The sequence below is a fragment of the Microbacterium sp. P5_E9 genome (assembly GCF_054049175.1).
The window spans coordinates 342049-362815 of record NZ_JBFUMV010000003.1 but is presented as its reverse complement, the minus strand read 5'-3'; the positions used below and the strand labels follow the sequence as shown (position 1 = coordinate 362815).

At 67.6% G+C, this 20767-nt stretch carries 27 protein-coding genes; 20 read left to right on the top strand and 7 right to left on the bottom strand.

Annotation, left to right across the window (positions count from 1 at the left end; translation table 11 throughout):
- The first annotated feature begins 136 nt into the window (after window positions 1-136).
- The 6 genes from ACXJ3V_RS07940 to ACXJ3V_RS07915 all read left to right on the top strand — a co-directional run bounded on the left by ACXJ3V_RS07940 (window position 137) and on the right by ACXJ3V_RS07915 (window position 3287).
- On the top strand, window positions 137-418 hold the full coding sequence (locus ACXJ3V_RS07940) for a hypothetical protein (RefSeq protein ID WP_457099739.1): 282 nt from the start codon (window positions 137-139) through the stop codon (window positions 416-418).
- Between the two features lie 84 nt (window positions 419-502).
- Window positions 503-1339, top strand: a complete 837-nt coding sequence (locus tag ACXJ3V_RS07935; RefSeq protein ID WP_457099738.1) for a hypothetical protein — start codon at window positions 503-505, stop codon at window positions 1337-1339.
- A 78-nt stretch (window positions 1340-1417) separates the two neighbouring features.
- A complete protein-coding gene (locus tag ACXJ3V_RS07930; RefSeq protein WP_457099737.1) occupies window positions 1418-1657 on the top strand; it encodes a hypothetical protein in 240 nt (79 codons plus the stop codon).
- Window positions 1658-2038: 381 nt separating this feature from the next.
- Window positions 2039-2428 carry a hypothetical protein gene (locus ACXJ3V_RS07925; RefSeq protein ID WP_457099736.1) on the top strand — a complete coding sequence of 130 codons (390 nt, stop codon included), beginning with the start codon at window positions 2039-2041 and terminating at the stop codon, window positions 2426-2428.
- Between the two features lie 60 nt (window positions 2429-2488).
- A complete protein-coding gene (locus tag ACXJ3V_RS07920; protein WP_457099735.1) occupies window positions 2489-2884 on the top strand; it encodes a hypothetical protein in 396 nt (131 codons plus the stop codon).
- 115 nt (window positions 2885-2999) lie between these two features.
- Window positions 3000-3287 carry a hypothetical protein gene (locus ACXJ3V_RS07915; RefSeq protein WP_457099734.1) on the top strand — a complete coding sequence of 96 codons (288 nt, stop codon included), beginning with the start codon at window positions 3000-3002 and terminating at the stop codon, window positions 3285-3287.
- 140 nt (window positions 3288-3427) lie between these two features.
- On the opposite strand, the gene ACXJ3V_RS07910 is transcribed toward ACXJ3V_RS07915, so the two are convergent.
- Window positions 3428-4063, bottom strand: a complete 636-nt coding sequence (locus tag ACXJ3V_RS07910; RefSeq protein ID WP_457099733.1) for an STM3941 family protein — start codon at window positions 4061-4063, stop codon at window positions 3428-3430.
- A 197-nt stretch (window positions 4064-4260) separates the two neighbouring features.
- On the opposite strand from ACXJ3V_RS07910, the gene ACXJ3V_RS07905 reads away from it, so the two are divergent.
- A complete protein-coding gene (locus ACXJ3V_RS07905; RefSeq protein WP_457099732.1) occupies window positions 4261-4725 on the top strand; it encodes a GNAT family N-acetyltransferase in 465 nt (154 codons plus the stop codon).
- Window positions 4726-4876: 151 nt separating this feature from the next.
- Here ACXJ3V_RS07905 and ACXJ3V_RS07900 read toward each other — a convergent pair whose 3' ends face one another.
- Both ACXJ3V_RS07900 and ACXJ3V_RS07895 read right to left on the bottom strand, forming a co-directional pair.
- Complete coding sequence (locus tag ACXJ3V_RS07900; protein WP_457099731.1) at window positions 4877-6109, bottom strand: hypothetical protein; 1233 nt, start codon at window positions 6107-6109, stop codon at window positions 4877-4879.
- 270 nt (window positions 6110-6379) lie between these two features.
- Window positions 6380-7309 carry a hypothetical protein gene (locus ACXJ3V_RS07895; protein ID WP_457099730.1) on the bottom strand — a complete coding sequence of 310 codons (930 nt, stop codon included), beginning with the start codon at window positions 7307-7309 and terminating at the stop codon, window positions 6380-6382.
- Window positions 7310-7425: 116 nt separating this feature from the next.
- Here ACXJ3V_RS07895 and ACXJ3V_RS07890 point away from each other — a divergent pair, with 116 nt between their 5' ends.
- The 3 genes from ACXJ3V_RS07890 (at window position 7426) to ACXJ3V_RS07880 (ending at window position 8834) form a co-directional block, all read left to right on the top strand.
- Complete coding sequence (locus tag ACXJ3V_RS07890) at window positions 7426-8277, top strand: phosphotransferase (RefSeq protein ID WP_457099729.1); 852 nt, start codon at window positions 7426-7428, stop codon at window positions 8275-8277.
- Window positions 8278-8392: 115 nt separating this feature from the next.
- Window positions 8393-8647, top strand: a complete 255-nt coding sequence (locus tag ACXJ3V_RS07885; RefSeq protein ID WP_457099728.1) for a hypothetical protein — start codon at window positions 8393-8395, stop codon at window positions 8645-8647.
- A gap of 28 nt (window positions 8648-8675) precedes the next feature.
- Window positions 8676-8834 carry a hypothetical protein gene (locus ACXJ3V_RS07880; protein ID WP_457099727.1) on the top strand — a complete coding sequence of 53 codons (159 nt, stop codon included), beginning with the start codon at window positions 8676-8678 and terminating at the stop codon, window positions 8832-8834.
- Window positions 8835-8893: 59 nt separating this feature from the next.
- Here ACXJ3V_RS07880 and ACXJ3V_RS07875 read toward each other — a convergent pair whose 3' ends face one another.
- Window positions 8894-9433, bottom strand: coding sequence for an MOSC domain-containing protein (locus ACXJ3V_RS07875; protein WP_457099726.1), 540 nt, complete (start codon window positions 9431-9433; stop codon window positions 8894-8896).
- 126 nt (window positions 9434-9559) lie between these two features.
- Between ACXJ3V_RS07875 and ACXJ3V_RS07870 the strand changes: the two genes are divergently transcribed.
- Together ACXJ3V_RS07870 and ACXJ3V_RS07865 are read left to right on the top strand one after the other, a co-directional pair.
- Entirely contained in the window at window positions 9560-9709 is a 150-nt protein-coding gene (locus ACXJ3V_RS07870; RefSeq protein ID WP_457099725.1) for a hypothetical protein, read from the top strand.
- An 82-nt stretch (window positions 9710-9791) separates the two neighbouring features.
- A complete protein-coding gene (locus tag ACXJ3V_RS07865; RefSeq protein ID WP_457099724.1) occupies window positions 9792-10874 on the top strand; it encodes an NAD(P)-binding domain-containing protein in 1083 nt (360 codons plus the stop codon).
- A gap of 88 nt (window positions 10875-10962) precedes the next feature.
- Here ACXJ3V_RS07865 and ACXJ3V_RS07860 read toward each other — a convergent pair whose 3' ends face one another.
- Window positions 10963-11604, bottom strand: coding sequence for a nitroreductase family protein (locus ACXJ3V_RS07860; RefSeq protein ID WP_457099723.1), 642 nt, complete (start codon window positions 11602-11604; stop codon window positions 10963-10965).
- Window positions 11605-11758: 154 nt separating this feature from the next.
- Between ACXJ3V_RS07860 and ACXJ3V_RS07855 the strand changes: the two genes are divergently transcribed.
- The gene (locus tag ACXJ3V_RS07855; RefSeq protein WP_457099722.1) at window positions 11759-12271 is read left to right on the top strand and encodes a cupin domain-containing protein; all 513 of its coding nucleotides are present in this window, start codon (window positions 11759-11761) and stop codon (window positions 12269-12271) included.
- 78 nt (window positions 12272-12349) lie between these two features.
- A complete protein-coding gene (locus tag ACXJ3V_RS07850) occupies window positions 12350-13867 on the top strand; it encodes a protein adenylyltransferase SelO (RefSeq protein ID WP_457099721.1) in 1518 nt (505 codons plus the stop codon).
- A gap of 28 nt (window positions 13868-13895) precedes the next feature.
- On the opposite strand, the gene ACXJ3V_RS07845 is transcribed toward ACXJ3V_RS07850, so the two are convergent.
- Window positions 13896-14477: an NADPH-dependent FMN reductase gene (locus ACXJ3V_RS07845; protein WP_457099720.1), complete on the bottom strand. Its 582-nt coding sequence runs from the start codon at window positions 14475-14477 to the stop codon at window positions 13896-13898.
- Between the two features lie 90 nt (window positions 14478-14567).
- Between ACXJ3V_RS07845 and ACXJ3V_RS07840 the strand changes: the two genes are divergently transcribed.
- Window positions 14568-15149, top strand: a complete 582-nt coding sequence (locus ACXJ3V_RS07840) for a VanZ family protein (protein WP_457099719.1) — start codon at window positions 14568-14570, stop codon at window positions 15147-15149.
- 60 nt (window positions 15150-15209) lie between these two features.
- Here ACXJ3V_RS07840 and ACXJ3V_RS07835 read toward each other — a convergent pair whose 3' ends face one another.
- On the bottom strand, window positions 15210-15650 hold the full coding sequence (locus ACXJ3V_RS07835) for an iron chaperone (protein WP_457099718.1): 441 nt from the start codon (window positions 15648-15650) through the stop codon (window positions 15210-15212).
- A gap of 190 nt (window positions 15651-15840) precedes the next feature.
- On the opposite strand from ACXJ3V_RS07835, the gene ACXJ3V_RS07830 reads away from it, so the two are divergent.
- The 5 genes from ACXJ3V_RS07830 (at window position 15841) to ACXJ3V_RS07810 (ending at window position 20698) form a co-directional block, all read left to right on the top strand.
- Window positions 15841-16503, top strand: coding sequence for a hypothetical protein (locus ACXJ3V_RS07830; protein WP_457099717.1), 663 nt, complete (start codon window positions 15841-15843; stop codon window positions 16501-16503).
- A gap of 117 nt (window positions 16504-16620) precedes the next feature.
- A complete protein-coding gene (cofE, locus tag ACXJ3V_RS07825; RefSeq protein WP_457099716.1) occupies window positions 16621-17436 on the top strand; it encodes a coenzyme F420-0:L-glutamate ligase in 816 nt (271 codons plus the stop codon).
- A 3-nt stretch (window positions 17437-17439) separates the two neighbouring features.
- A complete protein-coding gene (gene fgd / locus ACXJ3V_RS07820; RefSeq protein WP_457099715.1) occupies window positions 17440-18456 on the top strand; it encodes a glucose-6-phosphate dehydrogenase (coenzyme-F420) in 1017 nt (338 codons plus the stop codon).
- A gap of 96 nt (window positions 18457-18552) precedes the next feature.
- Window positions 18553-19542, top strand: a complete 990-nt coding sequence (locus ACXJ3V_RS07815; protein WP_457099714.1) for a pyridoxal-phosphate dependent enzyme — start codon at window positions 18553-18555, stop codon at window positions 19540-19542.
- Window positions 19532-20698 carry a cystathionine gamma-synthase gene (locus ACXJ3V_RS07810; RefSeq protein ID WP_457099713.1) on the top strand — a complete coding sequence of 389 codons (1167 nt, stop codon included), beginning with the start codon at window positions 19532-19534 and terminating at the stop codon, window positions 20696-20698. The genes ACXJ3V_RS07815 and ACXJ3V_RS07810 overlap by 11 nt, the downstream gene beginning before the upstream one ends.
- Window positions 20699-20767 lie beyond the last annotated feature (69 nt).

Sequence of the window (20767 nt, the reverse complement as noted above, 5' to 3'; positions counted from 1 at the left end):
GATCGTTGACTCCACCCAGCCGACATCGGCGGAGAAGTGGATCACCGTCCTCGCACGCCACGAACTGGCCCGCTGAGGGCCGTTCAGTGCGCCGTCGGTAGCGAGGAACCGTTTGTCGCATCGGTAGGGTGGCCGAATGTCGGACGAACGACAGAATGCAATGGGGCGCCGCGAGATCATCGCGGCCTACATCGAGGTGCTGGGTCGACTCGCAGAACTGGTTGAGGTCTGCTCGGCTGTGCAGGGTGACGGTCAGGAGCTGCGAGGCGCGGTGCAGCGAACGTTTGGATTAAGTCCGATCGCGGCTGAATCGGTACTTGCAATGCAGGTCAGACGTTTCACGCCGCAAGAGCGGCAAAAGATCCGGGATGAGCTGGCCGACATCGACCAATGGCTAGAGCGGAACACCGGCTCGTAGTCCCAGCGGGACGGCGCGCAAGCCGACCGGGATACGGCGCCTAGGGGTCGCTCACGCGCCGGTTGCAGCCAGTAGCCTGCCGAGATGACCGATACTGAGCTCGAGGTGACCCCCGACGCCGTCAGAGAGTGGACGCGCCGAGCGTTCGATGAGGGGCGGGAAGCCGACGAGCGAGTCGAGACCAAGCCGTGGGGCTTCACGATCTCGCGGCAGTCYCGGGTCTATCTCGACACGGGCGACGTGCTGACGATGCTCATCGGCAGCGGGCCGTACATCGTCGATKGCGAGACTGGAGAGGTCTGGGCGACGGGCTCTGACCCGATCTCTCACTCCGGGGATGAGCGCACAATCGGGTACGCGAACCTCCACGACAGGCAGACCTTCCAGCGCTGGCGCCGGGGGCGGATRCCCGGTGTCGCCAACGTSCTCGACACGATCGATCCCGRTGGYGCGGATGCCCGCCTGCTGCAGYGCCACGCCCGGTGGGGCTACCTGGAGAAGCCGTTCTCCCGCGACGGGCAGTTCGGGTGGTCCGACATGGAGACGGGCCGGTACATCGAGCCGAAGGGGGAGCGGTGGGCATTCCGGTCCTGGAGCCGCGGCACGTCGACGGACATAGCGGTGTTCAGCCACCGAGACGACGCGCTACGAGCGCTCATGATCGATCTCGCGCGACCGGGAGCCGGCGGGCGCTCGTTCGCGCCGAGGAACCAGCCTGTGGGGGTCTCGGTCGTGGACATCGGCGAGCGGCCGGCTCTGCGCTGGGACGACCGCGAGGCCTTGTTCTCTGTCCGCTCGTGGGGCCGGGACTCATTTCTGCCGTTCGTGCGCGCGTCGCTCGCGGAGATTGCGGCGTCGTTTGCCTCTCCGGCGGGATTACCGCTGCTGACCTACGTCACGCGCGCCGACCAGGGGCACTGATGTCGCGCCCGACTGACCGGTCTCCGGGCGGCGGGTGATAGCCGTGACATCAAACGGTGACGCTGGCACGATGGCGGTATGGCGCGGGCGTGGCAGGTGATCCTCGGTGGATTGCGGTGGGGCGCCTTGCTCTGCGTCGTCGGGGGCGAATTGATGTTCGTTGCCGGAATGCTGACCGACTTCAGATCCCTCGCTGGCACCGGCTTCCTATTGGCGGGCGGAGTCTCTCTGTTGGTCGGCGCCGTGTACTGCGGTGTGTTCGCCGCCGACGAGAGCCGCTATCGCCGCATGCGGCGCGAGGACTCGGCCCGAGCCTGAGGCTCGGGCCGTCACTGTGGGCTGACCTGCGCCGCTCGAGCAGAACTGTCGTGGTCGATGATCCGCTTGCGAGTGAGCCTCAGTGCCCTTTTCAACGCGGGCTTCGTGTAGGAATTCGCAAATTATCGTGGTCTGCGAAGGTACTGACCGCCGCAAACCAACGCGGATTCCCGGTCGTTCCCCGCAAGGTCGATCAGGAACCTACATCACTTGTTTTGTAGGCCTTTTTTGAAGTTGTCCACTTTCGCGGATGACTCGTCCATGCGATGTCCATATGGACATTTCGCCCCCTGACCGGGCGCAATCGTCCTCAGGTGGACGAGGCAGCTTTCGACCGATCTCTCCCGGCCCACGCAGCTTCTCGCCTGAGAGGATGAGCGKATGATCCAGAGTCCGCAGACGATCCAGGCGACCCGCGATGGCAGCTCGAGCGAGGCCACTGTCGCGTGGCGATACGAGTCGGGGTCGTGGGTGGTCGAGATCACCTCACCCGAGTTCGCTTCCGTTTCAGCGCGTGAGAACGACGCCTTCGAGGCGCTGTGCGTGATCCGGGAGCAGTTGGAGCCGCTGGGGTGGCGGATAGGCGTGGCTGGCGCACAGCCAGACGTCTGGCCCAGTGGCATGGCCCGCGATCAAGGCGGCGGTCTGAGCGCCTACCGCTTCGCACCTGAAGGAGTCGAGAGCGTCGTAGACACCTTCGCGCCCGTCGACCCTGCGACAGTGACAACGGTCGCAGAGCAACGGGCCAAGGTCGACCGGCTCATAGGCTGAACCCATTCATCCCTTGCCGCTCGTGAACTGACGACTCGTATGTCCATCCAGGATGGACCCATGCCCGACGACGCAACCACTGATCTCATCCGCGCGCTGATCGAGAACATGAGAGGAGCCGGCGACGATTGGTCATCGCTGGCGATGGTCATCGACCTCAGCGGAGGCCGGGTCAGCGGAACGCACGGCTACACCTACTCGCCCGACGGCACGCCCTCGGCGGTCGCATCGCGCCCGTCGGGGATCAAGCCCGCGGTGGACGCGCTGCGCGAGAGCAACTACAAGCCGGGGCAGGAACAGCCGCTGAAGATCCTCGTGCAGTTCGATCGCGACTCTGGAAGGTCCGACCTGACGTTCGAGGATGACGACGCGTCACGCTGGAAGGTGACCCCGGCGAACGTGGACCAGCTCAGCGCGGAGCTTCGCCCGGACTTCGGCTCGTTCACGGACACATGACGCCCACTGCACGCCGGGTGAACGGGTACGGGCGGCACATGGGAGGACCAACGGGAATGCCGGTCTCGGCTGCTCCGTTGCAGTTCCCGACCAGCCGAACCCAAAGGGAGCCCCGATGGCCACACCCACCACACCTGGCGTGCGAGACACCACTGCCGCTCCGTTCGTCGCGCCATCGACGCCAAAGCCGCCGTCCGTGCACATCCGCGCGGCCATCACGTGGCTGGCGATCTTCCCGCTCGTCGCGATCGGCATGCTGCTCATCGGACCCATCTCCGTCGACTGGCACCCGGTCGCGCGAGCCTTCGTGCTCACCCTCATCGTCGTACCCCTCGCGGTGTACCTCGTCGTCCCCCAGCTGATGCGGGCGTACGGCGCCATCCGCGCACGAATGTCCCGCTGACATCGGCGCGCGCCCGCGGTTTGATCACCCAGCCGGTCCCACGAGAACGAAAGCGACTATCGCGCAGGCAAGGATCACCGCGCCGCTCGGAGAGCGGCCCTCTCGCGAGCGTCAAAGAAACGCGCCCACTGCCCCACGACTTAGGTCGGGATCTCAAGCCAAGGTTCGCGGTAGTGCCGAAGGCCTTCGGCCAACAGCGTGGACAGGTCTGCGAAACTGATCCTCAGACTCACTGCAGCGATGATGACCGGAGAACCGAACAGACGGTTGTTCGCGATGGCAGCAAAGCGGGGCAGTCCACGCAGGCGTGTCACGTAGAGCTCCGGATCGCGGACGCCGATGACGACCAACGGCGTGCCGGCGATGCTCAGTTCCGAAACCTGGGTCACATCTGCCCAGAGCACCCGCGCGACCGCCGTGAGGGAACTGGTGTCCTCGAACCCGGTCTCGTCCACGACGAGACCCGGACCAGCTTTGAGGAGAACGACGATCCAGCCGATCCCGAATCCGACGAACGTCGCGACACCAACGGTGCCGATGATCAGCGTGAGAGCAGATCCCTCGGCGATGATCGCAAGAGAAGCCGCGACGAAGAGCGCACATCCCAGGAGTCCAGCCAGGCTCTTGGCTCGGCTACGTGCAACCACAGCCTGCATGGCGCCATTCTGCATGAGAACCACCGCCCGCACGACCGGCGCTCGAGCGCACGCTACCTCGAGACGTTGGTGCGGAGCGTATTGTGCACGCATGAACGCTGAGCGCCGGCTGCCGAACATCGGTGCACCTGCCAGGAGGGCCCTCGACGAGGCGGGGGTACGGGACTTGGATGACGTCAAGAAGGCTGGACTCGATCACCTTGCGACTCTCCACGGAGTCGGTCCGAAGGCGATCAGAGTGTTGAGAGCCGCTCTCGACGAATAGCCGCCGACCTCGGCCGCGATCCGTGATGCCCCGCTCCGTCCAGAATTGAGTCGTGACTTTGGAGCGTGTGTCGGCTGCCGACATCGATCAATTGCGCAGCTTCCTGGTCGAGGTGGATCTGACTCTGGCAGGACTTGAGGACCCGACAACTCATCTGTGGATCGAGCGTGACGAGAGCGGCAACGTGATCGGCACAACGGGGTTCGAGTTGAGTGAGGACCGCAAACACGCGCTCATCCGCAGCGTTGCGGTGTCGCCGCCACAGCGCGTTCGGGGCGCGGGCTCTCGGTTGGCTCGGTACGCCATGGAGCAGGCACGGGTGGCAGGAGCCACTCAGGCTTGGCTGTTCTCGCGCAGATCAGGTGCGTTCTGGCAGAAGCTCGGCTTCACCCGCGCTGACCGCGACGAGCTGGCCCAGGCGCTCCCACACGCGCATCAAGTGCGACTCTTCGTCCAAACCGGCCAGCTTCAGCGGGAGGTTGCGTGGTCTCGAACGCTTGAGGACCACGACCGCTGAGCACCGGCTATCGGCCTCCGCAACTCGACCTATCTAATACGGCAATAACTGTCGCTCGCCCACGCCGACTCTTTTCGAGTCGTAGCGGCGGGTTCGGCTGGACGGCGCGACCCGGTGAGTGTCGCGGCTGGCGCCGTCAGCCCGCACACTGCTACGGCACCACTTGGATGGCGGACTCCGCGGCCAGCAGTTCCAGTGCCTTCAGTGGATCACCGGTCGAGCAGGTGACGGTGATCGCCAATCCGAGAAGTGGACCTGTGAACGCCCGAGCGGCCGTCACCGATCTGCCTGCAGGCGCTGAGCCTTCGATGAGCCTCATGGCGACCAGGTCGTTACCGGGCACACCGAGCGCGAAGCCATGGTCGACCGCGTCCTCGGGAGCAAAGCTGTCTGGGTCCTCCGACCACAACGCAACGAGCTCGTCACTGGCCTCCCGATCGCCGGGGGTCGCGCTGTTCTCCTCTAGCCGAGACTGCTGGTAATCCGCCATGCAGTCGCCGTCACTGGATGCGTAGGACCAGGTCCCATCGTCCGGCTCGCCGTCGTCGAACGTCCAGGACGCGTCCGCCATCAGCGCCCCGTCAACCCACTGCGCACCCGATGATGCGACGAGGTCCGCACCGTCGTCGAAAGTGAGTGCTTCGACGATGTTCCAGTCGACGCGGCCGAGTCCGACCGCGAGACCGTCCGGGCCGACTACTTGCGGGAGCAGGTCGAACATCTGCTGGCCGGTCGCCCCGGTCATCGGGCCAGGGTCGCACTCGAGCTGGACGACTAATGCCGTGTGGAGCGCACCGAAGACCCTCGCCGCCGCCAGCCAACTGCCCCCGTTGCTGAAGCTTCCGGCGCGCACCCGGAAGTCGGCTGTCATCGGCGACCGTCCGACCACGGGGAACGAGATATCCGAACCTTCGGCCGAGATGTCTGCGACCGGGATATCGAGGATCTGGGCGAGGTACTGGTCGGTCAAGGTGCGGTCGTCGAGGGTGAGATCAAGACCGTCGAGGGAGAACTTGTGATACCGCGAGCTCTCACAGCCGTCTGACAACTTCTTCTCCTCCCAATCGTCGCGGGGGTACACAACGGGGTAGCCGTTGGTCATGTCGATCGGCCGCACGTGCCAACCGGCAAGCCACACCTCCGAGTCGAGATCGGCGCCCGCTTCGAAGGTGAGCTGTTCCGGAGGTGCCGGTAACTCGGGTCTCGGAAGGGAAGCTGGCGTCTCCACGGCCTCGACAGGCTCGGCTGCAGGCGTGGCCTCGGGCGTGGGACTGCTGGTACACMCGGCTAGTACTGCAGCCAGAGTGATGATCACACACGCCCCGATTCCGTGCGCGCCCCAAGTCTTGATCTTCATCGTCCTCCTTTCGGCACCGGGGACCACGAAGATCGATCAGCGAGGCTCGCCGACAGTCACACGGCACGCGACGAGGTCGCCAATGCGCGTATGACCGATCCCCAAACCGGCGCCCCCACGACGCGCGACGTTGCGCGCCTGGCGCCAAGTATGGGGCGGGAGCGTCACCTCAACAAGGGGGACGGCCGGCGGGCTCCATCCCCAGCTGAGTGGGGGATCAGGTTGGGCCGGCTTCGCTCTGCTCGACCCCGGGGGAATTGGGCCCGATCGCGTGCAGAACTGCCAGTCGCACTGAGCTCATTGCTCGATGAACCGCACCGGGAGATCGGCGATGTGCAGCCCGGAGGAGCGGATGACTTCCTCGATCGCCGCGTGCTGCTCGTCCGGGGCGACGATCTGCACCTTCTCGATTCCCTCGACCGACGTGCCGCTGTCGGCCCAGTAACTGCTGACCGCGCGATCCTCGGCGAGCTCGGTGAGCAGCGCGAGGTACGCGTCACGCTCGCCTGGCTCGAGGACGAAGCCGAGATTCGCCGAGTTGAATTCGACCGCATCGTTCGCATCCAGACCGGCGGCGGCGAGCAGATCGTCGGCGTGCTCGATGAGCGGCAGAAGGTGAGTGAACCCCGCCGGARCTTGCTCTTCCAGCGCGACGAGGGCGAATCTGTCGTCCTCCCAGAGCGCAGGCTGGATAGCGAGACCCGGAGCCACCCGATCGAGTTCAGCGACGAGCGGCACCGCGTCGAGCCCGAAGTCAGGACACCGCACGTCGCCGTCGGCAGCGTCGGGGTGTGTTGGTACTGCGTGCAGCAGCACCTCCGCTCCGGCGGGCGTACTTACACGAATCGACCACGTGACGGGGTCGGGATAGTCGGTCGAGCACGCCGTTTCGAGCAGGACTGGAAGTCCAGCATCGTCCACGGCGACGGACATCCATGACGTCGGGTTCGAGAAAGCCGGCGCTTCGACCCATCGCTCTTTGTCGACGCCGTCCACGCCGGGGAGGCTCTCGACCTGTTTTTCGAAATCGTCGAACTCCTGAGTCGGGCGGTCGAAGTGCGTTTCGTTGACCATCCACCCGAACATCACGAGAGCGCCGATCACGAAGCCGGCGATCGTGAGCACCAGAATCGACAGCGACCCGCGCTTTACGATCTTCGCGCGACGGCGACGGGCGTCCCCACCCTCAGATGCCGGTTTCGGTTCTGAACTGAGGGTCGTCGACATCGCATCGCCTCCTGAGGCGTCGAACATACCGCGTGCGGGCGACGTCATGGCTATCCGCCGAGAATCACCGAACCGAACGGCAATGGGAGAAACGGTTCGTTCTCTAGGTTTGGGTTGTGACGATACGCGGGGACGACGTCGAGGAACCGCTGGCCGGTGGCGATGTCACGGAGGGCGTGGTGCGGGTCGGTGACACAGTGCGCCGCCCGGTGAGCGGGGTATCGGAGTCCGTCCGTCAGGTTCTCGGGCACCTCGAGTCCGTGCGGTTCGCTGGTGCTCCTCGGTTTCACGGTGTCGATGCGAAAGGCCGCGACATCCTCGATTTCATCGACGGTCAGGTCGCAGGCCGTCCCTGGCCCGCCTGGGTCGCGGATCCGGCGCGTATCGCGAGCGTGGCACGGCTGGTGCGCGCGTTCGATGATGCGATGGAGCCGCTCGGTGTGCCCAGCTGGGCGACTGGACTGCGACAGCCAGATGTTCTCGGGATGCCTGCCTCGATCGCTGAGGCACCGACGCTGGTCGCACACCTTGACATCACTCCGGAGAACGTCGTCTTCCGTGACGCGCGCGCTGCGGCTCTGATCGACTTCGACATGATCCGCCCCGCCAGTCGTGCGGAGGAGGTCGCGAACCTCCTGCTGTGGTGGGGTGGTTGGATGCCGGAGCCGGACCGAGAGGTCGCCTCGCGGCATCTCGATCCGATCGAGACAGGCTCGCTGATTGTGGAGACGTATGGGCTGGATGTCGCGGCCCGGTCGACCCTTGTGGAGATCTCGATCAACGGCGCCGACCGTTCCTGGTTCCTCATGAAGTCGCGCGCTGAGATGTTCGGCGGAGGCTGGCAGCGCATGTGGGAAGAAGGTGTCGGCGACCGCATCCTCCGCCGTGCGCAGTGGCTCCGAGACAACGCGACCGCGCTGCGGCGGGCCGTGCGCTCGACGATTCAGACGAGCGCCGATCAGAGCTGACCTGCGCCGCACGAGCAGCTCTTCGAACACAGAGGGGGACCATTCAGGGACCCTCGTACGGTCGGTGTGTTGAATGCGGCCAGGTGGGGCCCCGCGGGCTATCTAGGGTTATTGCATGCAATTGCAGGAGCTTGCCGCGCCGATCCTCGAGCGGAGGAACGAGCGGGGCACTCCCATTGTCGTCGGGGTGTCGGGATACGGCGGCGCCGGAAAGAGTACGCTCGCCCGCGGGTTGGTGGAGCTCGTCCCAGGCAGTGTGCGGATGCGCGGTGATGACTTTCTGGACCCGGTGCGGTCGCACCAGCGCTCGCACGATTGGGATGGGGTCGAGCGGACGCGGCTCGTGCGGGAGGTCCTCCTCAGCCGTTGATCACGCCCGCGCGCACGGCGCCACTGTCGTGGACGGACACCCCGTCGACAAGGACCGGCTCACAGGGAATCCGTCGCCCGCGTCCCTCTTCACCGGCACTCTCGCGATGTTCACGGCTGCCGGCTTCCACGAGCTCGGACGCACCTACCCCAGTCGTCCAGTGATGCGCCGGGTCCTCGCCAGGTGAACCCGCCGGGCCGAGGCCCTGCACGCGKACCGTGGGGGACCGCTGAATGACGCCTGGGGTCAGACCGGGAAGAGCGGTTCGAACGGTGCGGGCGGGATCTCCACCCCGATCGGATCACCTGGCCTCACCACCCCGCCAGCGATCACCACCGCCATCACCCCCGCCTTCCGGATCGTGCGACCCTCGGCATCCGTGCCGACGACTTGCTTGAGCAAGCCCGGTTCGAATCGATCGATCTGCACGCACGGGTTGCGCAGACCCGTGAGTTCCACAACAGCATCGAGGCCCAGTCGCAGACGCGTTCCGCGAGGAAGTCCCAGCAGGTCGACCCCTTCCGTGGTGATGTTCTCGCCAAGCTCACCCGGGGCGACCTCGGCGGTCACCTCGTCGAACAATTCCGCATGGATGAGGTGAACCTGCCGGAGATTCGGCTGCGTCGGATCGCGTCGCACCCGCGAGAGATGCTGCACTGTCCCGCCGAAGTGCGCGTCGCCTTGCACACCGAGGCCGGCGACAAGCGTGATGGATTCCCGGGCCGGCTTCGTGAAGCGATGTTGATCGTCGCGGCTCACCGAGATCACGCGTGCGGCAGTCGCCATGGTTCCATCGTGCCGCACAGACCGCCGAGTGGCGAGGGGACTTCGCTCCGGCATCTGCGCGGAGACGTCGCAGCCAGAGAACCGACGCGGTAACTTGAGTTTCAGTCCCTCGACAGAGGAGTGATGATGCCCGAGGAATCCGCGCGTCCCGTTGGGCCGTGGGGGAAGTTCGTCGCCCTCGTCATGGGTATCCCGCCGATCGCGGTGCTGGCCGCCGACGATGACGAGGATGTCGACGGAGACGACCCGCCCCAGAAACGACCGCCGGGCTACTAGCCGCGCACCGGCCATGCAGGCGCGATGAGGTCCGAGCTGCGGCTTGGGAATCCGGCCGCGGCGATAGGCGTTCGGTCTCGATGTGCACCCCGCTCCTGTCGACGTCGTGGTGATCGGTGCGGGTCAGGCCGGATTGTCCGCTGCCTACCACCTCGCGCGACGCGGATTCGTTTCGAGCGAACGCGCGACCGGAGCAGATCAGACGTACGTCGTGCTCGACGCGAACAGCGAGCCCGGAGGAGCGTGGCAGCACCGCTGGGCCTCGCTGAAGATGGCGACGGTCAACGGCATCCATGAGCTGCCCGGATTCGCGGTGCCGCCGGCCGATGCGCACGCGGCGAGCCGGGATGTGCTGCCGCCGTACTTCGCCGCGTACGAGGCGGAATTCGCCCTGGACGTGCGACGCCCGGTGCGTGTCACCGCCGTCCGACGCGACGACGATCGACTCGTCGTCGAAACCGATCACGGCGTGTGGACAGCCCGGTACGTCATCAACGCGACGGGCACCTGGACCCGCCCGTTCTGGCCGCACTACCCCGGCCAGGGTCGCTTCCGAGGGCGCCAACTGCATGTCGCGGATTACGTCTCGGCCGAGGAGTTCGCCGGCAAGCGGGTGGTGATCGTGGGCGCCGGGATATCGGCGGTTCAGCTGCTCGACGAGATCTCGCGCGTCGCCGAAACGTTCTGGGTGACGCGAAGCGAGCCGGAGTGGTCCGAGGAGTCCTTCGACATTCCTGCCCGGGTCGCCGCGATCGCGGGCGTCGAGGATCGCGTGCGTCGCGGGCTTCCGCCGGGGAGCGTCATCTCGGTGACCGGGATGCACTGGACGCCGTGGGCCCGCGCCGCCGAGGCGCGCGGAGTGCTGGTGCGGCATCCGATGTTCTCCTCGATCGAGGAGAACGGCGTGCGCATGCCGGACGGATCGCTCGTCGAGGCGGACGTCATCCTGTGGGCGACCGGCTTCCGTCCAGCGCTGGACCATTTGGCGCCCCTGCGGCTGCGCACACCGGACGGGGGAATCCGCGTCGCGAACACGCGCGCGACCGACGAGCCGCGTCTCTTCCTGATCGGGTACGGGCCTTCGCAGTCCACCGTCGGCGCGAACCGTGCCGGCCGCGAGGCCGTGCGTGCGATCATCGCGGATCGGGAGACCGTCGCGGCCTGAGAGCACCACGGGCCCACCCGAGCTCGCCGGCTGTCCCGTTACTGTCCACGGCCCGCGTTCGGCGCGCGAGGGATCGACGCGCTGACCCTCACCAGCCGTCGATGTGCAGGACGTCGTCGAGCGGCGCACGGTGCGCGGGTCGGAAGTCCGTTCCCACGGTGTAGGCGACGGGCAGCAGTACGCCTTGGCGCACGGTCGGCGGGATGCCGAGGAGCTGGGCGATCTCACGCTCGTACGCGAGATGCAGGGTCGTCCAGGCGCTGCCGAGGCCACGCGCCCGCAGCGCGAGCTGCAGACTCCAGGCGGCAGGCAGAAGCGACCCCCACAGGCCGGTCTGACTTCCAGGCTCGAACTCCTCGGCGCCCGTGAAGATCGCGCCGATCACGAGGACGGGGACGTCGCCCATGTGCTCCGCCAGGTAGTCGGCGCTCGATGAGACCCGCTGCTGCACCGCCTGGCGCGTCGGGTCGGCGTACGTCCGGCCGCCCGACGCGCGATAGCGGGCGAACGATCGCGCGTACAGCGAGGCGATGGCGTGGCGCTTCTCCGGGTCGGTGACGACGATCCAGTGCCACGTCTGGGCGTTGCTCCCGGTCGGCGCCTGCAGCGCGACCTCGAGCGCTTCTCGGACGACGTCGACCGGGACGGGTCGCTCGAGGTCGAGCCGACGCCGCACGGAGCGCGTCGTCGTCAGCAGTTCGTCGGGGCTCAAGGGGAGTACATCGCTCATAGCCCGACGTTATCGGGCGCAGAACCCGCCCGCGTTCGCTGATATCCGTCTGATACCGACCGGGTGCATGGTCAGCGCAAATGCGACGGCGCCCACGGGGTCGAGGAAGACATCCTCGCCGGTCGGCTCCGCGCTCACCTAGGGGGAGAGTGACATGGAAACGAATATTCGCCGCACGACCAAGTCCGCCACGGTTGGGGGAAGAGTGAAATCACGATGGGCTCTGGCCGTGCTGCTCGGCCTCACCGGCGTCGCCCTGTCAGCTGGAGCCGTCCACGCCACGCCGCCATCACAGCTGACGCAGACTCTCTTGACGCGGGGGACGAACGTGTCGAACGGGACCATCCCACTGCACGTCGGAACAGATGTCGCCATGGCGACGATCACCGTTGAACCGGGCGGTTCCTCCGGCTGGCACTCGCATCCGGGCGGCGCGATCATCGTCGTCAAGGAAGGCGAGCTCACCGTCTACGAATCGGTCGGCAACCATTGCGAGATCGAAACCTACCGCGCGGGGCAGGCGTTCATCGAACGACCCGGCGAAGTGGATCAGGTCGTCAACTACGGCACAACCCGATACGTGCTCTACGTCACGTTCCCAGATGTGCCTCCGGGCGGATCCCCGAGGACTGACGTCCCGAACCCAGGCACCTGCCCCGGTCAGTAGCGCGTCGTCCGCGGAGCCCGCACGTCCCGCGGCGTCACATTCCGGCGTCATCGCGGCGCGGACGGCAATACTGCCTCCATGGCTGACGCGGCGGATCTTGTCACGCGACCCGGCGCTCGCAGCGCCCTCGTCGATGCTCAGAAACCACCGGGGCTCGAACGCGTGTGGGCGGAGACCCTCCCGGAGCTCTCCCACCCCGTCTCGCCCGTCCGCACACCGCAGCCGCAGCTTCTCACGCTGAACGAGGAGGTCGCCCGGGATCTCGGGCTCGACCCCGATTATCTGCGGTCGCGCGCAGGCATCCGCTTCCTCACCGGCGAGTCGTTCAGGGAGGGTTCCAGCCCGGTCGCGCAGGTGTACGCCGGCCACCAGTGGGGGGTCTTCCAGCCGATCCTCGGCGACGGCCGCGCCGCGCTTCTCGGCGAGCGACGCGACCGCGCCGGACGCCTGCGCGACGTGCATCTGAAGGGGATCGGACCCACGTCGATGTCGCGGGTCGACGGCTTCGCCGTGGTCGGGCCGATGCTCCGCGAGTTCCTGATGGGCGAGGCGATGCAGGCGCTCCGAGTTCCCACCACCCGGGCGCTCGCCGTCGTGGGCACCGGCGCCCCGCGCGAGCATGGCGGGCAGACGCTGCCGGGCGCGGTGCTGGCGCGCACCGCGACCAGCCATGTGCGGTTCGGCTCTTTCGAGTACGTGCGCGCGCAGGATGATCCGGCGCTGCTCGCCCGCCTCGCGGATCACGTGATCGCCCGCCACTACCCGCGGGCGGCCGCCGCTGAGCACCCTTACCGCGCGCTGCTCGCCGAAATCGTGGACGCGGTGGCAGCGCTCACCGCCGACTGGATGCGCACCGGGTTCGTCCACGGCGTGCTCAGCACCGACAACGTCCTGGTGTCGGCGGAGACCATCGACTACGGTCCATGCGCATTCCTGGATGCGTACGAGCCAGGCGCGTACTTCAGTTCGATCGACCGATTCGGCCGCTACGCCTACGACCAGCAGCCGTCGATCATGCGCTGGAACCTCGAGCGCCTCGGCCATGCGCTTTCGCCGCTCTTGGCCGACGACCCGTCGACGGCTCAGCAGATCGCCGCGGAGCTGGTCGACGGGTTCGACGCGCGCTATCGGTCGCACTGGGCCGCGGCGTTCCGCGCGAAGCTGGGCCTCGACGACCGGGTCGACCCCTCGGTCGCCGCCGAGCTCGCGCACGCCGCTCTCGACCTTGCCGCCGATCACGGGGTCGACTTCACAGGCTTCTGGCGAGATCTCGCCGCTGCCGCAGAGGGTGACGAGCGGCCACTGCGCGGACGCTTCCTCGGATCGGTCCCTGAGCTCGACGCGTGGCTGATCCGGTGGTCGGCGCTTGCACCGGATGCCGCGGCCATCCGGGCCGTGAACCCCGTCTACATCGCCCGCAACCACATCGTCGAGGAGGTGCTTTCGGCCGCGACCGAGGGCGACCTCGCGCCCTTCGAGCAGCTGGTCGACCTGCTGCGCGATCCCTACACGGAGCGCTCCGGAAGCGAGTACCGACGCTTCGCGCGGCCGGCCCCAGACGGCGCACCGCGGCATCGCACCTACTGCGGCACCTGACTGAGGACGGGGCCGTCGAGGGCCTGGTTCAGGAGAGTGCCTGCTCCTGCCGAGGCAGCACGGTGAGCACCCGCTGGATGTGCTCGCGGAATTCGGCCATGAACGTCCGCAGGCGGGCTTCCATCTGAGGGTTGGTGACCGTGCCGTCCTCGGCGAAGTCGTCGTGCGAGAAGCGGATGTACGCCTCGGGTGCGGTCATCTGACGCGCGTTGCAGAAGCTCAGCACGCCGCGCAGGCTCTGCTGCGCGAGGGCCGTGCCGATCGGCCCCCTGGAGGCCCCGATCACCGCGGCCGGGATGTGGTCGAACGAGGTCGGTCTCGTCGGCCGCGATGCCCAGTCGATGGCGTTCTTCAGCGCGCCGGGGATGGAGCGGTTGTATTCCGGGGTGACGAAGAGCACGGCATCCGTCTCACTGATCGCCTGCTTCAGTGCGCGCGCTGCCGGAGGGAAGTCCGCGTCGTAGTCGGGGCTGTACAGCGGCAGGTCGCGGATCGGGATCTCGGTGAACTCCAGGTCGTCGGGTGCCAGCCCGATCAGCGCCTTCGCGAGGATCCGATTGATCGAGGTCGAGGACAGGCTGCCCACGAAGTATCCGACGCGATATGTCATGGTCGCTCCCTGTTGTCGGTGCAGGTTCAGTCTGGCGCGTCCCGAGGCGGAGCTGTCATTCGCGGGTCGAGAAGCTGGAAGCATGGCAGGGTGTCTGATCCGAAGAGCGAACCTCGCGGATGGCTGTTGCCCGTCCTCTTCGTGATCTACCTCGTCCTGCTCGCTTGGATCGTGCTCTGGAAACTCGAGGTTCCGTGGATCGGGGAGGCGGCGCTGCTCCCGCGTCCCATCAAGCTGATCCCGTTCGTGCCTGACGGCGACGCCGACGCCAGCGCGCCGCTCGAGGTGGTATTCAACTTCCTGCTGTTCATCCCGTTCGGCCTATATCTCGGGCTGCTCGCGCCGAGGTGGAAGTGGTTCGCGGTGACCGGCGTGCTCGTCGGAGCAAGCCTGGTGCTGGAGATCATCGAGCACGTACTCTCCATCGGCAGCTTCGACACCACCGACGTGATCGTCAACACGGCCGGTGGCCTCGCGGGGCTCGGGCTGCTGGCGCTTGCCCACCGCCGATTCGGGGCGAGGACCTCCGTGCTCATGATGCGGATCCTGGTGATCGGGACGGCGCTCGGGCTGCTCGCGGTGGCGATCTTCATCGCCTCACCTCTGCACTACGCGCCGCAGCGAGATGTCGTCGTCGTCCCTACGCCGACTGCGTCGCCATCGGACGAGTGATGAACGACGGATGCCGCGACCCGGCCGGGGTCGCGGCATCCGAAATGCGGAGCAGAGCCGTCAGCCGACGGCCTTCGTCACAGCCTCGGTGATGCGCTTCTCGACGGCAGGCGTCCAGCTGTTCACCGCGAAGGCGGTCGGCCAGATGTCGCCGTCGTCGAGCTGGGCGCGGTCTTCGAATCCGATGGTCGAGTAGCGGGTCTTGAACTTGCCGGCCGGCTGCACGAAGACGACCATCTTGCCCTCGTCGTTCGCGAATCCCGGCATGCTGTAGTACGTCTTGGGCACGAGGTGGGGTGCCACCGCGGTCACGACGTCGTACAGGCCCTGGGCGATCGCCTTGTCGGGGTCGTCGAGCTTCGCAATGGCATCGCGCACCGACTTGTCGCCGGCTTCGCGGTTCTTGCCGGCCTTCGCCTGCTCGCGAAGCTCCTTGGCGCGCTGCTTGACGGCCTCACGCTCGTCATCGGACAGCCCGGCGGATGTCTCGGTCTTGGCCATTTCGGTCTCCTTCGGTCTGAGTCACTGGGCGCCGCGTCTTTCTGGCGCCTCCTTCAGGCTAGGCAGTGTGGCGGCGGGGCGCTTCTCCGATCCTGCTCGATCGTTTTCGAGCGCGACGGAGGCGTCGAAAACGACTGGATAATCGAATGTCGGTGGGCATTCGTACCTTCAAGTCATGGAGTTTCATTCGATGCCAGCGGGAAATGATGCGTTGAAGACGATCGGCGCACGCGCCGAAGATGCGGAGTCCGTCGAGTGGATCGACGAGGCGGACCTCGCCGACGGCGCCGGTGATGAGGGCTGGTGGAAGCCGGGTCCCGCCGCGGAGCATGACCGGGAGATGGACGTCATCGAGGGGTTTTCGGTCGCGTTGCGGGCGCTCGTCGCCGAGCAGTACAGGTTGATGGCCGAGATCGTCCGCGGCGCCGAGGCGATGCCGGACCCCTGGGTCGGTCCTGACCCGACGCTCGATCCAGCCTGGAGCGATGTGCGGGGCCGCGGCATCGAGGCGATCCGTCGCGACCGCCAAGCGTTGGCGGTTCGAGCCGCGGTCGCGGACATCGCGGTGCGCCTGCGCATGGACGAGACGACCCTCCGGAAGCGCGCCGTCTACGCCGAGACTCTCCGGCATCGGTGCCCGCTGCTGTGGTCGAAGTTTCTCGGCGGCCAGGTCTCCGAGTCCAATGCGGTGTCCGCCGCACAGTTCGCGGCCACCATTCCGGAGGACGGCGGCTCATGGGTGGCCTTTGACGAGCAGGTGGCCGTCGTCGCCGTGCGGCTCACGCCGGGGAAGTTCCGCACGGCGGCGCGCAGCATCCGGGAGCGGGTCCACACGGAGGTTCCCGCACGCTGACCGGATACCGACTCGATTGGTCCCGCACGTCCGGGGGCGTCGATACTGGATCTGAACGTCGGTGCCCGCAGCGCCGTCGTCGTCCACACGGCGAGTTCGCCGCAGCGAGGGAGATTCATGGCCGGGCCGCTGCAGATCTGGGCGTTGACGGGGATGCCGGAGGTCGCGGTTGGAGACGATCTGGCGACGCTGATCCTGGAGTCCGTCTCGCAGGTCGGCATCCCGCTCGTCGACGGCGACATCCTCGTGGTCACCTCGAAGATCGTCTCGAAGGCGGAGGGTCGGATCATGGCTGCGGCCGACCGCGAGGACGCCATCACGCAGGAGACGGTGCGGGTCGTTGCGACCCGACCTGGGCCAGGCGCGTACCCGACCCGCATCGTCGAGAACCGGCTCGGCATCGTGGGGGCCGCCGCAGGGGTGGACGCCTCCAACACCCCGGACGGCATGGTGCTCCTGCTGCCGCTCGACCCCGATGCGTCGGCCGTCGCGCTCGCCGGCGCCCTCCGTCGGCGCACCGGTGCACGCCTCGGCGTGATCGTCAGCGACACCCTCGGCAGGCCGTGGCGGGAGGGTCAGACCGACATCGCGATCGGCGCTGCCGGTGTGCACGTGTTCGACGAGCTCGGCGGCACCGCCGACAGCCACGGCCGCCCGCTCATCGTGACCCGCCCGTGCCTCGCCGACGAGATCGCCGCCGCCGGCGACCTCGTCAAGGGCAAGACGTCGGGTTCGCCGGTCGCCGTGGTCCGGGGCCTCGGCGCCCACCTCGGCGACCTCGACCTGCCGGGGGCCCGCAGCATCGTCCGCGCGAGCGATCGGGACATGTTCCATCTGGGCAGCGACGAGGCCCACCGGCAGGGCTATGAAGCAGGATTCGAAGCGGGCGGCGCAGCCGCACGGGCCGCGCTCGGCGCGGAAGAGAAGGAGTGAGTCATGACTCTCACACTCGGATACAAGGCATCAGCCGAGCAGTTCGCCCCGCGCGAGCTCGTCGAGATCGCGGTCGCCGCCGAGCGGCACGGCTTCGAATCGGTCGCGGTGAGCGACCACTTCCAGCCGTGGCGCAACACGGGCGGCCACGCCCCGTTCTCTCTCGCCTGGATGGCCGCCGTCGGCGAGCGGACGTCGCACATCCGCATCGGCACGAGCGTCATGACCCCGACGTTCCGGTACAACCCCGCGGTCGTCGCTCAGGCTTTCGCGACACTCGGATGCCTCTACCCCGACCGGGTCTTCCTCGGCGTCGGCACCGGCGAGGCCCTGAACGAGGTGGCCACCGGCTTCCGCGGCGCAGGTCCCCAGGACTGGCCCGACTTCAAGGAGCGCTTCGCCCGCCTCCGCGAAGCGGTGCGCCTCATGCGGGAGCTCTGGGCAGGGCACCGGGTGAGCTTCGACGGCGAGTACTACTCGACCCACGAGGCATCCATCTACGACGTCCCGGCCGACGGCATCCCGATCTTCATCGCCGCCGGCGGTCCCGTCGTGGCGAAGTACGCGGGACGGGCTGGGGACGGCTTCATCTGCACCTCAGGCAAGGGGCGCGAGCTCTACGTCGACAAGCTGATCCCCGCGGTCGCCGAGGGCGCTGCGGCCGCCGGTCGCGACGCCTCCAGCATCGAGCGGATGATCGAGATCAAGATCTCCTACGAGGAGTCGCGCGAGCCCGCGTTGAACAACACCCGGTTCTGGTCGCCGCTCTCGCTGTCGGCGGAGCAGAAGCACGACATCACCGACCCCAGCGAGATGGAGCGTGCCGCCGACGCGCTGCCGATCGAGCAGATCGCGAAGCGCTGGATCGTCGGGACCGACCCGGACGAGATCGTGGCCGCCGTCGCGGAATATGTCGACTGGGGGTTCACGCACCTCGTGTTCCACGCCCCCGGGCACGACCAGGAGCGGTTCATGCACCTCTTCGAACGCGACCTCGCGCCGCGGCTGCGGGCGCTGTAGCGCCGCGCCCGAGCCCGCGGTCGCGGCCCCCATCGACGCCGCGCACCGTCCGAGGTACCGTGGGCCGGGAACCGGACACGCCGAACAGGACACACCTTGCGATACGCCCGCAGCGTCGCCGATCTCATCGGCGGCACGCCCCTCGTGCAGCTCAATCGCGTCACCGACGGCATTCGTGCGACCGTGCTCGCGAAGGTGGAGTACTTCAACCCCGGCGGGTCGAGCAAAGATCGCATCGCGTCGAACATCATCGACGCGGCTGAGCGGGACGGACTGCTGCGGCCCGGCGGCACCATCGTCGAGCCGACGAGCGGCAATACCGGGGTCGGGCTCGCGCTCATCGCGCAGCAGCGCGGCTATCGGTGCATCTTCGTCGTTCCCGACAAGGTCGCCGAAGACAAACGGGCGGTGCTTCGCGCGTATGGCGCGGACGTCGTCGTGGCGCCCACCTCCGTCGAGCCGGACGACCCGCGCTCGTATTACAGCGTCTCGGATCGGCTCGTCGCCGAGACCCCCGGAGCGTTCAAGCCCAACCAGTACGCCAACCCGAACGGCCCGCGCAGCCACTACGAATCGACCGGCCCCGAGATCTGGCGCGACACCGACGGCCTCGTCACGCACTTCGTCGCCGGTGTCGGCACCGGTGGCACGATCACCGGCGCGGGCCGCTACCTCAAGGAGGCGTCCGAGGGTGCCGTCCGGATCGTCGCGGTCGATCCGGTGGGGTCGATCTACTCCGGCGGCCCGGTGCACACGTACGACGTCGAAGGCGTCGGCGAGGACTTCTGGCCGGCCGCCTACGACCCTTCGGTCGTCGACGAGATCCACCGGATCTCCGACGCGGAGTCGTTCGCGATGACCAGGCGCTTGGCCCGCGAGGAGGGCCTGCTCGTCGGGGGCTCCAGCGGCATGGCCGTCGTCGGCGCGCTGCGGGTCGCGTCCGAGCTGCCGGCGGACGCCGTCGTCGTCGTGCTCCTGCCCGATCACGGCCGCGGCTACCTGAGCAAGCTCTTCGACGACGACTGGATGACCGCCCACGGCTACGACACGACCGAACCACCGGGAGACGAACCGCATGACCGATGACCACCCGCTGCCGGCTCGAGGATTCGACAGTCTGGCGGTGCACGCCGGTCAGGCGTTCGACCCGACGACCGGAGCCGTCATCCCGCCGGTGCACTTCTCCACGACGTATGCGCAGGATGGCATAGGGGGACTCCGCCGTGGGTTCGAGTACGGGCGAAGCGGCAATCCCACCCGATCCGCCCTCGAGACCCAGCTCGCGGCGATCGAGGGCGGTGGGCAGGCGCTGTCGTTCGCCTCCGGCCTCGCCGCAGAGGATGCTCTGCTGCGTTCCGCGCTGCGGCCAGGCGATGAGGTGCTGCTCGGGAGTGACATCTACGGCGGCACATATCGGCTCATCGCCCGCATCCTCGGGCCATGGGGGGTCGGCCTGCGCATCGTCGACATGAGCGATCTCGATGCCGTCGCCGCGGCTCTCGAGGACCGCCCTGCCCGCATCGTCTGGGTCGAGACACCCAGCAATCCGCTCCTGCGGATCACCGACATCGCCGGATTGGCGCGGCTCGGCCACGCCGCGGGCGCCCTCGTGGTGGTGGACAACACCTTCGCCTCGCCCGCCCTGCAGCGCCCACTCGCGCTCGGAGCGGACGTCGTCGTGCATTCGACCACGAAGTACCTCGGCGGGCACTCCGACGTCGTCGGCGGCGCTCTCGTGTTCGCCGAAGACTCCGTGTACGAGAAGGCGAAGTTCTTCCAGTTCGCGGTGGGCGCGGTATCGGGTCCGCTCGATGCGTGGCTCACGACCCGAGGAATCAAGACCCTCGCCCTTCGGATGCAGCGGCACAGCGAGAACGCGGGGGCGATCGCTTCATTCCTCTCAGGGCATGGAGCGGTCGAAACGGTCTACTACCCCGGTCTGCCGGGTCATCCGGGGCATGACATCGCGGCCGCCCAGATGTCGGCGTTCGGCGGAATCGTCTCGATCGCGCTCGGTGACGCGGCGTCGGCACGACGATTCGCGGAGTCGACACGACTGTTCCAGCTCGCCGAGTCGCTCGGCGGGGTGGAGTCCCTCGTCAACTACCCCGACGAGATGACGCATGCGTCGGTGCGCGGGACCGAGCTGGCGGTCCCCGACGATGTCGTCCGCCTGTCGGTCGGAATCGAGAGCGTCGACGACCTCATCCAGGATCTCGAGGACGCGCTCTCCACGCTCTGACACCGGGCATCCGATGCTCGATGCCAGACGTCGCCCGGCCGGTCCCGCCGATGCCACGACCTAGACTGG

What these genes read in the sequence shown, in the direction of transcription:
- ACXJ3V_RS07855 (WP_457099722.1), top strand. Translation starts at nt 11,759, where the DNA reads ATGGAAACGAATATTCGCCGCACGACCAAGTCCGCCACGGTTGGGGGA.
- ACXJ3V_RS07875 (WP_457099726.1), bottom strand. Translation starts at nt 9,433, where the DNA reads ATGGCGACTGCCGCACGCGTGATCTCGGTGAGCCGCGACGATCAACAT.
- ACXJ3V_RS07860 (WP_457099723.1), bottom strand. Translation starts at nt 11,604, where the DNA reads ATGAGCGATGTACTCCCCTTGAGCCCCGACGAACTGCTGACGACGACG.
- ACXJ3V_RS07930 (WP_457099737.1), top strand. Translation starts at nt 1,418, where the DNA reads ATGGCGCGGGCGTGGCAGGTGATCCTCGGTGGATTGCGGTGGGGCGCC.
- ACXJ3V_RS07870 (WP_457099725.1), top strand. Translation starts at nt 9,560, where the DNA reads ATGCCCGAGGAATCCGCGCGTCCCGTTGGGCCGTGGGGGAAGTTCGTC.
- ACXJ3V_RS07845 (WP_457099720.1), bottom strand. Translation starts at nt 14,477, where the DNA reads ATGACATATCGCGTCGGATACTTCGTGGGCAGCCTGTCCTCGACCTCG.
- cofE (WP_457099716.1), top strand. Translation starts at nt 16,621, where the DNA reads ATGGCCGGGCCGCTGCAGATCTGGGCGTTGACGGGGATGCCGGAGGTC.
- fgd (WP_457099715.1), top strand. Translation starts at nt 17,440, where the DNA reads ATGACTCTCACACTCGGATACAAGGCATCAGCCGAGCAGTTCGCCCCG.
- ACXJ3V_RS07810 (WP_457099713.1), top strand. Translation starts at nt 19,532, where the DNA reads ATGACCGATGACCACCCGCTGCCGGCTCGAGGATTCGACAGTCTGGCG.
- ACXJ3V_RS07830 (WP_457099717.1), top strand. Translation starts at nt 15,841, where the DNA reads ATGCCAGCGGGAAATGATGCGTTGAAGACGATCGGCGCACGCGCCGAA.
- ACXJ3V_RS07915 (WP_457099734.1), top strand. Translation starts at nt 3,000, where the DNA reads ATGGCCACACCCACCACACCTGGCGTGCGAGACACCACTGCCGCTCCG.
- ACXJ3V_RS07920 (WP_457099735.1), top strand. Translation starts at nt 2,489, where the DNA reads ATGCCCGACGACGCAACCACTGATCTCATCCGCGCGCTGATCGAGAAC.
- ACXJ3V_RS07910 (WP_457099733.1), bottom strand. Translation starts at nt 4,063, where the DNA reads ATGTTCGGCAGCCGGCGCTCAGCGTTCATGCGTGCACAATACGCTCCG.
- ACXJ3V_RS07850 (WP_457099721.1), top strand. Translation starts at nt 12,350, where the DNA reads ATGGCTGACGCGGCGGATCTTGTCACGCGACCCGGCGCTCGCAGCGCC.
- ACXJ3V_RS07940 (WP_457099739.1), top strand. Translation starts at nt 137, where the DNA reads ATGTCGGACGAACGACAGAATGCAATGGGGCGCCGCGAGATCATCGCG.
- ACXJ3V_RS07925 (WP_457099736.1), top strand. Translation starts at nt 2,039, where the DNA reads ATGATCCAGAGTCCGCAGACGATCCAGGCGACCCGCGATGGCAGCTCG.
- ACXJ3V_RS07835 (WP_457099718.1), bottom strand. Translation starts at nt 15,650, where the DNA reads ATGGCCAAGACCGAGACATCCGCCGGGCTGTCCGATGACGAGCGTGAG.
- ACXJ3V_RS07885 (WP_457099728.1), top strand. Translation starts at nt 8,393, where the DNA reads ATGCAATTGCAGGAGCTTGCCGCGCCGATCCTCGAGCGGAGGAACGAG.